At 64.5% G+C, this 13248-nt stretch carries 9 protein-coding genes; 3 read left to right on the top strand and 6 right to left on the bottom strand.

Annotated features, from left to right (window positions below):
* Positions 1–199 precede the first annotated feature (199 nt).
* Positions 200–1252, top strand: coding sequence for an ABC transporter substrate-binding protein (locus tag PVA39_RS04100; protein WP_274122941.1), 1053 nt, complete (start codon positions 200–202; stop codon positions 1250–1252).
* A 60-nt stretch (positions 1253–1312) separates the two neighbouring features.
* On the opposite strand, the gene PVA39_RS04095 is transcribed toward PVA39_RS04100, so the two are convergent.
* The 4 genes from PVA39_RS04095 to PVA39_RS04080 all read right to left on the bottom strand — a co-directional run bounded on the left by PVA39_RS04095 (position 1313) and on the right by PVA39_RS04080 (position 5523).
* A complete protein-coding gene (locus PVA39_RS04095; RefSeq protein ID WP_274122940.1) occupies positions 1313–2161 on the bottom strand; it encodes an ureidoglycolate lyase in 849 nt (282 codons plus the stop codon).
* Between the two features lie 28 nt (positions 2162–2189).
* On the bottom strand, positions 2190–2933 hold the full coding sequence (locus tag PVA39_RS04090) for an SDR family oxidoreductase (protein WP_274122939.1): 744 nt from the start codon (positions 2931–2933) through the stop codon (positions 2190–2192).
* Positions 2930–4324 (bottom strand): MFS transporter, encoded by a 1395-nt coding sequence (locus PVA39_RS04085; protein WP_274122938.1) that lies wholly within the window; start codon positions 4322–4324, stop codon positions 2930–2932. The genes PVA39_RS04090 and PVA39_RS04085 overlap by 4 nt, the downstream gene beginning before the upstream one ends.
* Positions 4325–4581: 257 nt before the next feature.
* On the bottom strand, positions 4582–5523 hold the full coding sequence (locus tag PVA39_RS04080) for a LysR family transcriptional regulator (RefSeq protein ID WP_027909883.1): 942 nt from the start codon (positions 5521–5523) through the stop codon (positions 4582–4584).
* A gap of 115 nt (positions 5524–5638) precedes the next feature.
* Between PVA39_RS04080 and PVA39_RS04075 the strand changes: the two genes are divergently transcribed.
* Positions 5639–6817 (top strand): fumarylacetoacetate hydrolase family protein, encoded by a 1179-nt coding sequence (locus PVA39_RS04075; protein ID WP_274123415.1) that lies wholly within the window; start codon positions 5639–5641, stop codon positions 6815–6817.
* Positions 6818–6871: 54 nt separating this feature from the next.
* Complete coding sequence (locus tag PVA39_RS04070) at positions 6872–8656, top strand: IlvD/Edd family dehydratase (RefSeq protein WP_274122937.1); 1785 nt, start codon at positions 6872–6874, stop codon at positions 8654–8656.
* A gap of 73 nt (positions 8657–8729) precedes the next feature.
* On the opposite strand, the gene PVA39_RS04065 is transcribed toward PVA39_RS04070, so the two are convergent.
* Both PVA39_RS04065 and PVA39_RS04060 read right to left on the bottom strand, forming a co-directional pair.
* Positions 8730–10142, bottom strand: coding sequence for an amino acid permease (locus PVA39_RS04065; RefSeq protein WP_274122936.1), 1413 nt, complete (start codon positions 10140–10142; stop codon positions 8730–8732).
* Positions 10143–11175: 1033 nt separating this feature from the next.
* Complete coding sequence (locus PVA39_RS04060; RefSeq protein ID WP_274122935.1) at positions 11176–13125, bottom strand: DNA topoisomerase III; 1950 nt, start codon at positions 13123–13125, stop codon at positions 11176–11178.
* Between the last annotated feature and the right edge of the window lie 123 nt (positions 13126–13248).

Here is a 13248-nt window from a genome sequence, read left to right as displayed (position 1 = left end):
GAGCATATTTTTACTAATTTTCCTGCGCGCCGGACTGACGCACCATGGCCCTCACCTGAACGACAGTTCCCGCCCAGCCCGCACTCAGGGCGGCACAACAACAAAGATTCTGCTGACGCGTGACACAACGCGCAGCTTCGCCGCTTCGGCCCTACTGCCCCTGTTCCAACTAAAACGAAAAAACAGCGAGGGAGTTTCCATGTTCAAGCACTTGCGTCCATCCATCCGCACCGCCATCGGTCTGTCCCTGCTGGCTGGTGCCAGCAACGCGGCGCTGGCCGCCGACAGCCTCACGGTGATCTCCTTCGGCGGCGCCACCAAGGTCGCGCAGACCGCCGCCTACTTCAAACCCTTCGAGCAGAGCGGCGCCGCCCGCGTGGTGGCCGGCGAGTACAACGGCGAACTGTCCAAGGTCAAAGCCATGGTCGATGTCGGCCAGGTGACCTGGGATGTGGTCGAGGTGGAAAGTCCGGAGCTGCAGCGCGGCTGCGAAGAGGGCCTGTTCGAGCGCATCGACCCGGCCATTCTCGGCGATGCCAACCAATACATCCCTGGCACCGTGAGCGAGTGCGGCGTGGCCACCTATGTGTGGTCGATGGTGATGGCCTACAACGGCGACAAACTGAAAACCGCGCCCACCTCCTGGGCGGATTTCTGGGACCTGGAGAAATTCCCGGGCAAGCGCGGCCTGCGCAAGAGCGCCAAGTACACCCTGGAAGCCGCCCTGCTGGCCGACGGCGTGAGCCGCGAGGACCTGTACAAGGTGCTGGGCACGAAGGAAGGCGTCGACCGCGCCTTCAAGAAACTGGACGCCATCAAGGGTTCGATCCAGTGGTGGGAAGCCGGCGCGCAACCGCCGCAGTGGCTGCTGGCCGGTGACGTGACCCTGTCCGCCGCCTACAACGGCCGTATCGGCGTGGCCCAGAAGGAAGGCGCCAATCTGAAGATCTCCTGGAACGGCAGCCTGTACGATCCCGAGCACTGGGCCATCGTCAAGGGCAGCCCGAACAAGGCCCTGGCCGAGCGCTTCATCAAGTTCGCCAGCCAGGCGGGCACCCAGAAGGTGTTCTCAAGCCAGATATCCTACGGCCCGGTCCACAAGGAGACGCTGCCGCAACTGCCGGCCGATGTGCAGGCGCAATTGCCGACCGCCGAGGCCAATATGGCCGGCGCGCAACTGGTCGACGCCGAGTTCTGGATCGACCACGGCGAAGAGCTGGAGGAACGCTTCAACGCCTGGGCGGCGCGCTAAGCCTCAGCCTGAGTCGCCAAAAAGAAAGGAGCCTCGCGGCCCCTTTTTTTGGTCTCAGGCTCAGTCAGCCTGCACCGTGACCTGCTGCTGTTCACCCAGTCCGGCAATGCCCAGCCTGATGGTCTGCCCGGCGCGCAGGAATACCGGGTTGGGCTTGATGCCCAGGCCCACGCCCGGTGGCGTGCCGGTGGAGATCACGTCGCCCGGCTGCAGGCTCATGCAGCGGCTCAGGTAAGCGATCAGTTGCGGCAAGTTGAAGATCAGCGTGCGCGTGTTGCCCTGCTGGTAGCGGTGGCCGTCGACCTCCAGCCACATATCCAGATTGTGTGGGTCGGCGATTTCGTCACGGGTCACCAGCCACGGGCCGAGCGGGCCGAAGGTGTCGAAGCCCTTGCCCTTGTCCCAGCTGCCGCCGCGCTCGAGCTGCCACTCACGCTCGGACACGTCGTTGATCACGCAATAGCCGGCGACATGGTCCATGGCGTTGGCCTCGTCGATGTAGCGCCCGCCCTTGCCGATCACCACGCCCAGCTCCACTTCCCAGTCGGTCTTGGTCGAGCCGCGGGGAATCTCGACGGCGTCATTGGGGCCGCAGATGGCGCTGGTCCACTTGTTGAAGATGATCGGCTCCTTGGGCACGTCCATACCCGACTCGGCGGCGTGGTCGGCGTAGTTGAGGCCGATGCACACGAACTTGCCGACCTGGCCGACGCAGGCGCCAATGCGCGGGTTGCCAGTCACGACTGGCAGGCTGGCCACATCGATCTTCGTCAGCGCGGCGAGGCCCGCAGGCGTCAGCACGTCGCCGGCGATATCGGCCACATGCCCGGAGAGGTCACGAATCTGGTTGTCGGCGTCCAGCAGGCCTGGCTTCTCTGCGCCCTTGGCGCCGTAACGTAGCAGTTTCATGTTGGGTCCTTGTTCAGGTTCAAGACGATCAGATGCTCATACCGCCATCGATCACATGCAGCGCACCAGTGGTATAGGAAGACGCATCGGAGCCGAGATAAAGCACCAGCCGAGCAATTTCCTCGGCGCTGCCGAGGCGGCCCATGGGCTGGCGGGCGACGAATTGGCCGTACACCTGCTCCTCGGCCACGCCCTGCAGCGCCGCCTGTTCGGCGATGCGCGAACGCAGCGATGGCGAGTCGACGGTGCCCGGGCAGATGGCATTGCAGCGAATGCCCTGGGCGATGTAATCGGCGGCCACCGACTTGGTCAGGCCAACCACCGCGGCCTTGCTGGCGGTATAGGCGCAGCGGTTGGGCACGCCCTTGATGCTCGACGCCACCGAGGCCATGTTGATGATCGAGCCGCCGCCGCGGGCCAGCATGCCCGGCAGCGTAGCGCGAATCATCCGGTACATGGCGGTGACGTTGAGCTGCAGGGAGCGCTCCCAGGCCGCTTCGTCGCAGTCCAGAATGCTGCCGGCGTGGACGTAGCCTGCGCAGTTGAACAACACGTCCACCGCACCGACCTGCTCGCTGAGGGCGGCGATGGCCTCAGGTGAGGTGACGTCCAGCTGCAGGGCGGTAAGGCCCGGCTCATCCTGCAATGCGCCGATCGCGATATCGGTGGCGATCACCTCGGCACCCGCGGCCACGAAGGCCCGGGCGCTGGCCAGGCCGATGCCCTGGCCGGCGGCGGTGATCAGCACACGTTTACCGTGCAGCTCGTTCATGCTTTCTCCAGGGTCAGGTTGGTGGCCACAATGGTCTTAGGCTTGCTGGTGGGCGTGCCGAGCATGCTGCGCGGGATGGCCATGATCAGCGCGCCGCTGACGAACAGGCAGGCGGCCAGCACGTAGGTGCCGTTGTTGATGTCGCCGGTCATGGTTTCCGCCATCGCGGTGATCATCGAGCCGGTGAAGCCGGACAGGTTGCCGAACGAGTTGATGATGCCGATGCCGGCCGCCGCGGCGATGCCGGACAGCACGGTGCCGGGCAGCGTCCAGTAGATCGGCATCAGGCTGAGGATGCCGGAGGCCGCCACGCTCAGGAACAGTACCGAGAGCACGATGTTGTGGGCGAAGTAGGCGCTGAGCATCAGCCCGACGCCGCCGATGAAAGCAGGAATTGCGGCATGCAGACGGCGCTCGCCGGTGCGGTTGGAGTGGCGGGCATTGAGCAGCATCGCCACCGCGGCCACGCCGTAGGGAATGGCGGTCAGCAGGCCGATGTGCAGGCTGCTGGTGATGCCCGCGCTCTTGATGATCGACGGCATCCAGAACGCCAGGCCGTAGAAGCCGGTGTTGAAGGTCAAGAGGATAAGCACCAGCAGCCACACGCGCGGGTTGAGGAAGGCTTCGCTCAGGCGCGAGGCCTTGCCGGTGCTGTCCTGCTGCAGGTTGGCCTTGAGCAGGGTCTTCTCGGCGGAGGACAGCCACTTGGCCTTGTCGATGTTGTCGCACAGGCAGACGATCACCACGACGGCCATGACGATCGACGGCAGGCCTTCGATCAGCAGCATCCACTGCCAGCCGGACAGCCCGTGCACGCCCTGCATGGCGGTCATCAGCCAGCCCGAGAGCATGCCGCCGATGACCAGGCTGATCGGCAGTGCCAGCAGGAAGCCGGACATCACGCGGCTCTGCCGGTGGGTCGGGAACCAGTAGTTGAGGTACAGAATCACGCCCGGGAAGAAGCCGGCCTCGCAGATGCCTAGCAGAAAACGAAGGGTGTAAAACATGGTGCTCGACTGGATGCCGAAGAACTGCGCCAGCGGCACGGTGAAGGCCACGGCCATCGACACCAGCGCCCAGGTGAACATGATGCGGGCGATCCAGAAGCGCGCACCGAGGCGGTGCAGCAACAGGTTGCTCGGCACTTCGAACAGGAAATAGCCCCAGAAGAACATGCTCGCGCCCAGGGCGTAGACGGTGTTGCTGAACTGCAGGTCTTCGAGCATGTCCAGCTTGGCGAAGCCGATATTGACCCGGTCGAGATAGGCCGCCATGTAGCAAAGCAGCAGGATGGGCAGGATGCGCAAAATGACCTTGCGGTAGGTGCGGTCCTCGAAGGAACTGTCGTGGTCGCGTGCTGGCGCGGCCGATTGCTCGGTACGTGGTTGCATGGTGGTGACCCTTGGGCATGCGCGCATGCCTGATTGTTTTTATTGAAATGGGCTTCGCCGGGCGGCGCCTGGCGACACAGCAGTGATTACAGCGGTGAGGCTCCCTGACGGTGGATGGGCCACCCGGCAGCTTGCCGTGCCGGGCTCGACGGTCGGGTGCGTGCCCGACCGCAGTGGCGATGGCCGGTAATCTATGCCGCGGATCGATTCAATCCCAATGGCATTTGCTGATTAATCGATAACGTTGCGTTATCGAATCAGTCACGCTCGCGCTGCGCATTGGCGAGCAGGATGTCAGCGAATTCCCGGGCCGGGCCCAGCAGTTGATCGCCCTTGCGGGTGAGAATCCCGTAGTCCTGAGGCATCAGGTAGAACGGCGTATCGAGTTTCTTGAGCAGACCGCTGCCCAGGTGCTCCAGCACCATGGCCTCGGGCAGCATGCCGATCATCGGCCCGCCCTGCAGCACCTTGAGGAAGGTTTGCATGGAGATGGTTTCGATGGTGTTGCGCGGCACCTCCACCCGGGCCTTGGCGAACACTTCTTCCATGCGCCCGCGGATCGGCGTGCCCTTGGGGTAGAGAATCCACGGCCAGGTCACCAGTTGCTCCAGGGTCATGGGCCCGGCCTCGCACAGCGGGTGACGACTGTTGACCACGATGCAGAACGGCTCCGGCGCCAGAGGCTGGAAGTCATAGCGCTGCTGCTGGCTCTGTTCGGTGAAGCGGCCGATGGCCAGGTCCAGATTGCGCTCCTCCAACATTTCCATCAGGTGGTCGCTGGTCTGCTCCACCACTTCGATGGCCAGCAGTGGCCAGCGCTGCTTGATCTGCACGATGGCCTCGGGCAGCGCCACCGCCGTGGCGGCGAAGATGCCGCCGACCTTGAGATGGCCATGGCCGCCGGCACTGAGGTTGTTGATCTGCTCGACGAAGGTGCGTGCGTCATTGAGCGCCAGGTGCGCGTAACGCAGCACCTGGGCGCCCAGCGGCGTGGGCTGCATGCTGCGCGGCAGGCGCTCGAACACGGCGAAGCCGAGCAGGCTCTCGATCTCCTTGAGCATCTTGCTCAAGGCTGGCTGGCTGAGGTTCATCTGCTGCGCCGCCAGGTGCATGTTACGGGTGCGGCCCAGGGTATCGAGGAGCGTCAGGTGGCGGAATTTCAGCCAGTTGCAGAAGCTCGAGAACGACAGATCCGACATGGGCAGCTCCAGGCATTCAATAACGGCAGGTTATTGATAATTGAAAATATGCCATTGGAGTTTATCCACATCGACGCCTAGCGTGCAGCTTTCATGCACCCCGGAATTCATCGCCATGTCGATCCGCCTGACCCCTGAAAACACCCTGCCTACCGACGCTGCTACGGCCACGCTGATCGGCCGCGCCTGGGTTCCCGGCGCCATCGCCGGCCCTTCACCCATCGTGCTGCGCGCCGACGGCGTGTTCGATCTGTCCGCCCGCTTCGCCACCCTCAGCCAGTTGCTGGAACTCGATGATCCGCTGCAGGCGGTGCGCGACACGCCCGGCACCTTCGTCGGCAGCATCGAGGCGCTGCTGGCCAACACCGGCGCCCACGCCGACCCAAGCCAGGCGTATCTGCTGGCGCCCGCCGACCTGCAGGTGATCAAGGCCGCCGGGGTGACCTTCGCCGCCAGCATGATCGAGCGGGTGATCGAGGAAAAAGCCGCTGGCGACGCCGCCAAGGCGCAGAGCGTACGAGCCATCGTGCGTGAGGCCATCGGCGACAACCTGCGCGCCGTGCAGCCCGGCTCGCCCCAGGCGATGCGCCTCAAGGAGCTGCTGATCGAGCAGAACATGTGGTCGCAGTACCTGGAAGTCGGCATCGGCCCGGACGCGGAGATCTTTACCAAGGCGCCGATTCTGGCCGCCGTGGGCAGCGCCAGCGAGATCGGCATCCATCCGATTTCCCAGTGGAACAACCCGGAGCCGGAGGTGGTGCTGGCGGTCAACAGCCGCGGGCAGGTCCACGGTGCGACCCTGGGCAACGACGTCAACCTGCGCGACGTGGAAGGCCGCAGCGCTCTGCTGCTCAGCAAGGCCAAGGACAACAACGCCTCCTGCGCCATCGGCCCGTTCATTCGCCTGTTCGACGAACACTTCGACCTCGATAAAGTGCGCAACTGCGTGGTCGAGCTGCAGGTTGAAGGTACCGACGGCTACCGGCTCACCGGTTCCAGCTCCATGGACCAGATCAGCCGCGACCCGCAGAACCTGGCGAGCCAGACACTCAATGCCTCACATCAGTACCCTGACGGCTTCCTGCTGTTTCTCGGCACCCTGTTCGCGCCCACCGAGGACCGCGACCACCCCGGCAGCGGCTTTACCCATAAAATCGGCGACCGCGTGAGCATCAGCAGCCCGCGCCTCGGCGCCCTGCATAACCAGGTAACCACCAGCGACAAGGCCGCCCCCTGGACCTTTGGCATCACCGCGCTGATCAAGAACCTCAGCGCCCGTGGCCTGCTGGGCTAAACCTCGCCGTATTCCAGCGCCACGCGACTCATTCAAGAACAAGAGAAACGAATCATGACCGACCCCAAACGCCCCCTGCGCAGCCAGCAGTGGTTCGATGATCCCGACCACGCCGACATGACCGCCCTCTACGTCGAGCGCTACATGAACTACGGGCTGACCCGCGCCGAGCTGCAGTCGGGCCGGCCGATCATCGGCATCGCCCAGACTGGCAGCGACCTGACGCCCTGCAATCGCCATCATCTGGAGCTGGCCCAGCGGGTCAAGGCCGGCATCCGCGACGCCGGCGGCATTCCCATGGAATTTCCGGTGCACCCGATCGCCGAGCAGAGCCGCCGCCCCACCGCCGCGCTGGATCGCAACCTGGCCTACCTGGGCCTGGTGGAAATTCTGCATGGCTACCCGCTCGACGGCGTGGTGCTGACCACCGGCTGCGACAAGACCACCCCGGCCTGCCTGATGGCCGCGGCCACTACCGACCTGCCGGCCATCGTGCTGTCCGGCGGGCCGATGCTCGACGGACACCACAAGGGCGAGCTGATCGGCTCGGGCACCGTGCTCTGGCACGCGCGCAAATTGATGGCCGCGGGCGAGATCGACTACGAAGGCTTCATGGAAATGACCACCGCCGCCTCGCCGTCGGTGGGCCACTGCAACACCATGGGCACGGCCCTGTCGATGAACGCCCTGGCCGAAGCACTGGGCATGTCGCTGACCGGCTGCGCCAGCATTCCCGCGCCCTACCGCGAACGCGGGCAGATGGCCTATGCCACCGGCAAGCGCATCTGCGAGCTGGTGATGCAGGACGTGCGCCCTTCGCAGATCATGACCCGCGAAGCCTTCGAGAACGCAATCGCCGTGGCCTCGGCCCTCGGCGCCTCGAGCAACTGCCCGCCGCACCTGATCGCCATCGCCCGGCACATGGGCATCGAACTGAGCCTCGACGACTGGCAGCGCATCGGCGAGAGCGTGCCGCTGCTGGTCAACTGCATGCCGGCCGGCAAGTACCTGGGCGAGGGCTTCCACCACGCAGGCGGCGTGCCGGCGGTGATGCACGAGCTGCAGAAGGCCGGGCGCCTGCACGAGGGCTGCATGACGGTCAGCGGCCGGCGCATTGGCGAGATCGTTGCCGACAAAGTGACCGGCAACCGCGACGTGATCCTGCCCTACGACGAGCCGCTCAAGCACAGCGCCGGTTTCATCGTGCTCAGCGGCAACTTCTTCGATAGCGCGATCATGAAGATGTCGGTGGTCGGCGAAGCCTTCCGCAAGACCTACCTGGCCGAGCCTGGCAAGGAGAACTGCTTCGAAGCGCGGGCCATCGTCTTCGAGGGCCCCGAGGACTACCACGCGCGCATCAACGATCCGGCACTGGACATCGACGAACGCTGCATCCTGGTTATACGTGGCGCCGGCCCGGTGGGTTATCCGGGCAGCGCCGAGGTGGTCAACATGGACCCACCGGCGGCACTGATCAAACAGGGCGTAACCTCCCTGCCCTGCCTGGGCGATGGCCGGCAGAGCGGCACCTCGGCCAGCCCGTCGATCCTCAACATGTCGCCGGAAGCGGCGGTCGGCGGCGGCCTGGCGCTGCTGCAGACCAACGACGTGCTGCGCGTCGACCTCAACGCCCGCTCGGTGAACCTGCTGATCGACGACGAGGAGATGCAGCGTCGCCGCGCCGCCTGGAAGCCCAGCTACCCGAACTCGCAAACACCCTGGCAGGAACTGTACCGCCAGCTGGTCGGCCAGCTCTCCACCGGCGGCTGCCTGGAGCCGGCCACCCTGCACATGCGCATCATCGCGCGCAGCGGCGGCATGCCGCGGCACTCACACTGAGGGCCTTTCGGCCGAAACAAAAAAGGGGCGCGCCTTCGCAGGTACGCCCCTTTTTTCGATCGCCGGTTTGTGGTCAGTTCGCGAGCTTCTTCGCTGCCCGTTTATGAACCAGTACACCCAACGCAACCACCACGGCCGCTGCCGCACCGGTGGAGATGACCAGCACCTGATACTCCTCAACGAACGCCATGGTCACCAGGGAGCCGATGATGAACAGGATCACCAGGTAGGTCAGCCAGGGGAACAGCCACATTTTCAGGCGGATGTCCTTGCCCTCGGCTTCCAGCTTGCGGCGCATGCGCAGCTGCGAGAAGGCGATCACCAGGTACACCAAAAGGGCGATCATGCCGGTGGTGTTCATCAGTGTGTCGAGCACGTCTTTCGGGCGCAGGGTTTCACTGAAGTTGATCAGCGCCACGAAGATGGCCACCGAGCAGGAGGCGATGATCGCGAACACCGGCACGCCGGTCCCGGTACGGGTGATCTTCAGGAAGCGCGGCGCGTCGCCACGGGTAGACAGCGAGAACAGCATGCGCGAGGCGGTGTAGTGCGCCGATATCATGCAGCTGCTCACCGAGGTCAGCACCACGAAGTTCATCACAAGCTCGGCGTAGGGAATGCCCAGCAGTTCCAGGGTGCGGCGGTAGGAACCGTAGCCGGACTGCGCCATCATCGGGTCATTCCACGGCACCAGGCAGACGATCAGGAAGATCGAGCCGATATAGAACAGGCACACGCGCCAGACCACCGAGTTGGTCGCCTTGACGATCTGATTGGCTGGGTCCTTCGCCTCCGAGGCGGCGATGGTGACGATCTCGGCGCCCAGGAAAGCGAACATCACGCCGAGGATGGCCACCACCACCGACTCGATACCATTAGGCATGAAGCCCTGAGCGGTCAGGTTGCTGAAGCCGCGCGTCTCGCCCATCGGCCACAGGCTGAGCACGGCCAGGCTGCACACTGCCAGGAAGCAGATGATCGCCACCACCTTGATCAGCGCGAACCAGAACTCGAACTCGCCGTAATTCTTGACGTTGAAGAAGTTGATGCTGATCAGCACCAAAGTGGCGGCCAGCACGAAGACGTTGACGCTGACCTCCGGGAACCAGCCATTGAGTATGGTGCCCGCCACGTACGCTTCCCAGGCCATGAGGATGACCCAGAACCACCAGTACAACCAGCCGATGGTGAAGCCGGCCCAGCGGCCGATGGCGCGCTCGGCATAGGTTGAGAAGGAACCGGTGTCCGGTGACGAGGTGGCCATTTCCCCCAGCATGCGCATGATCAGCACGACCAGGATGCCGCCTGCCAGATAGGCCAGTACCGCAGCCGGCCCGGCGCTGTGGATCACGCTACCGGAGCCAACGAACAACGCCCCGCCGATCACGCCGGCGATCGACATCATGGTGAGGTGCCGGGGCTTCAATGACGCACTGAGCTTGCTCTCAGGCTCCTGCTTTGCCTGTTCGGCGGATACTGCATCCATAGAAGGACTACCTCTTATTGATTTTGCTGGAAACAGTTGAAGCCAGGCCGCTGCGCATACCGCCAGGCGGCGCGCCAGCAGGCTTCGCTGCGTGATCGCATTCCATGTGAGCGTTTCCGGATCCGGCGAACCGGTCTCGGGCAACAGTTCCTTGCCGAAATCCATCCGGTTGAAGCAGAGAAAGCTCCGTCAAAAACCCTGACTGCCGAGCCATTTACCGCCGCAGTGCTGCCTGCAAAAACGCCGGCGCACCGATTTGAATGTTCGTTTTACTCCACAACTCGCTCGAAACCAGGCCCTTTTCAGCGCGGCTTTTGCCGCTGAAACCAGCGCCACCAGCAGGTGGCAATCCCAGTAGAGACAGCCACTAACGGCATTAAATCCACCGCCACACAGGCGAATGAAACCCGTTCGTTAAATTCAACGGGGCCGGATGGTAACGGAAAATTTACATTTGGGAATACTCTGCTCGTGCAACGAACAGATGGGTGGCATTGCGAACATTGGCCTGCCGATGCCCAGAGCACGGCTGAGCTGTAAGGGCGAATGGCATTTCATCTACCACTGCCTGGCGATGGCAGAGGGAGACAAGGACAGTCGTAGGATGGGTGAAACCCATCGGACATTGATGGGTTTCACCCATCCTACCGAACTACGAACTGCCTTTGTAGGAGCGCGCCATGCGCGCGAATCGCGGGCATGGCCCGCTCCCACAATCCGCCCACCGCCTGCCTAATCAGCTCCGTAGGATGGGTGCAACCCATCGAAATCTGATGGGTTGCACCCATCCTACCGGACTATGCGTCCCCGCCCGCCCCTACATTCAACGTCATCCGTAGGGTGGACGACGCTTCATCCGTCCAGCGCCTGGCGGCGAGGGAGATCCTCTGATCAGATCGTTCCCACGCTCCGCGTGGGAACGCCAGCGGAGGACGCTCCGCGTCCAGTATCAAGCGACCCAACCAACCATAAAGCTGGCGCGGAGCGCCCAAGCCATGCACTCCCACGCCGGAGCGTGGGAGTCATCGGTCGCTTACTTCGACTTGGCCCTTGCGGCGCCAGCACCTGCACGCTTGGCCGGTGCAGCCCTCTTGCGTGGGGCCCCCTTGCGCTTGCCCTTCCACGCCGGCTTGCCGCCCGACGGCGGACCGCTGATGTTCAGTTGCAGCCCGCGGCAGCGCTCGATCTGCTTGCTCATCCAGGCCGACTGCTTGGCGACGAACTCTTCCAGCGGCATCTCACCGCTCTGCACCATATCCAGCGCCTGCTCCCAGATCGCCGTGGTGCCGGGGTCGGCGATGGCGCGGGGCACCGCATCGATCAGCCCGAAGGCTGCCGAGGTGGCGGCCAGGGTCTTGCCCTGCTTAGTCAGATAACCGCGATCGAGCAGGCCCTGGATGATGCCGGCGCGGGTGGCTTCGGTGCCGATGCCGGTGGTGTCCTTGAGCTTCTGTTTGAGGCGCGGGTCCTCGACCAGCCGCGCAACGTTCTTCATCGCCTGGATCAGATCACCCTCGGTGAATGGCTTGGGCGGCTGGGTGAATTGATCCTTGAGCGTCACCTCACGCACTGCGCACGACTGGCCTTCATGCAGTGCGGGCAAGGCCTGGGGCGCAGGCGCCTCACGGCCCTTGCTCGGTGCCAGGGCTTCGGGCAGCGCACGTCTCCAGCCCGGCTCGACGATCTGCTTGCCGACAGCGCGCAGGCTGTGGCCGGCGCAATCGAAATCCGCCTGGGTGCGATCGTATTCGTGGTTGGGCAGGAACTGCGCCAGGTAACGGGCGCGGATCAATTCATAGACCGCGCGCGGCCTGCCGTTCAAGCGGGCCAGGCCGCCGGCTGCCAGAGTCGGGATGATGCCGTGGTGCGCGCTGACCTTGGCATCGTTCCAGGCCCGCGAGCGGCGCTGCGCCTGGGTATGCGACAGCACCTCGCGCAGGCCCGGATCGGCCTGCCCCAGTGCGGCGAGAATGGCCGGCGCTTCGGCATGCTGGCTGAGCGGCAGGTAGCCGCAATCGCTGCGCGGATAGGTGATCAGCTTGTCGGTCTCGTAGAGTTTCTGGGCGATGTCCAGGGTTTCCTGGGCGCCGAGGCCGAGCCTCTTCGAACACACCTGCTGCAGCGTACCGAGATCGAACAGCAACGGCGGCGCTTCGCGCATGCGCTCGGTCTTGAGCTGTTCGAGCACGGCATGCTCGGCCCCCTGCATAGCCTCGGCGGCGCGCTGCGCCACCTCCTGTTTCAGGCAGCGGCCCTGCTCGTCGCAGTCGTCCTGGGGCGCGCGCCACCCAGCGGTGAACGGCGTGCCATTGCCATCGAGGGTGACATCGATGGCCCAGAACGGCACCGGCACGAAGTCGGCGATGCTGCGGTCGCGGTCCACCACCAGGCGCAGGGTCGGCGTTTGCACGCGGCCGACCGGCAATACGCCCTGATAACCGGACCTGCGCCCCAGCAGGGTAAACAGGCGGCTCATGTTCATGCCGATCAGCCAGTCGGCCCGCGAGCGACCGAGCGCCGACTGATAGAGGCTGTAGGTGCTGGCACCCGGCTTGAGCGCCGCCAGGGCCTTGCGGATCGAGGCATCGTCCAGCGCCGACAGCCACAAACGTTGGATCGGCCCACGATAGCGGCAATGCTCAATCAGCTCGCGGGCGATCATCTCGCCTTCGCGGTCGGCGTCGGTGGCGATCACCAGTTCGCTGGCCTCGCCGAGCAGGCGCTTGATAGCCTTGAACTGGGCGGCGGTCTTGGGCTTGATGCGCATCTTCCACTGCTGCGGGACGATGGGCAGGTCGTCCAGTACCCAGCGTTTAAAGCGCGCGTCGTAGGCATCCGGCGGCGCCGTTTCGAGCAGGTGGCCGATGCACCAGGTCACCGTCACGCCGCTGCCCAGCCAGCAGCCGTCGCCGCGCCGCGTGGCACCGAGCACGCTGGCGATGTCTTTGGCTTGGGAGGGCTTTTCGCAGAGAAACAGACGCATCGGCTAGGGCCAGCAGGAAATGGACAAGGGCAAGAATACTGTATATCCATACAAATCGCCCACCCGCGCTGATTTGCTCGCGAATGAGCCCTCTGCTAGTGTCGCGGCGACCGCGAACCCGCC

Origin of the sequence: Pseudomonas sp. CNPSo 3701, from assembly GCF_028674975.1 — a bacterium.
GTDB lineage: Bacteria > Pseudomonadota > Gammaproteobacteria > Pseudomonadales > Pseudomonadaceae > Aquipseudomonas > Aquipseudomonas straminea.
The sequence above is the reverse complement of the archived record's forward strand: the minus strand, read 5'-3'. Positions and strand labels throughout refer to the sequence as shown.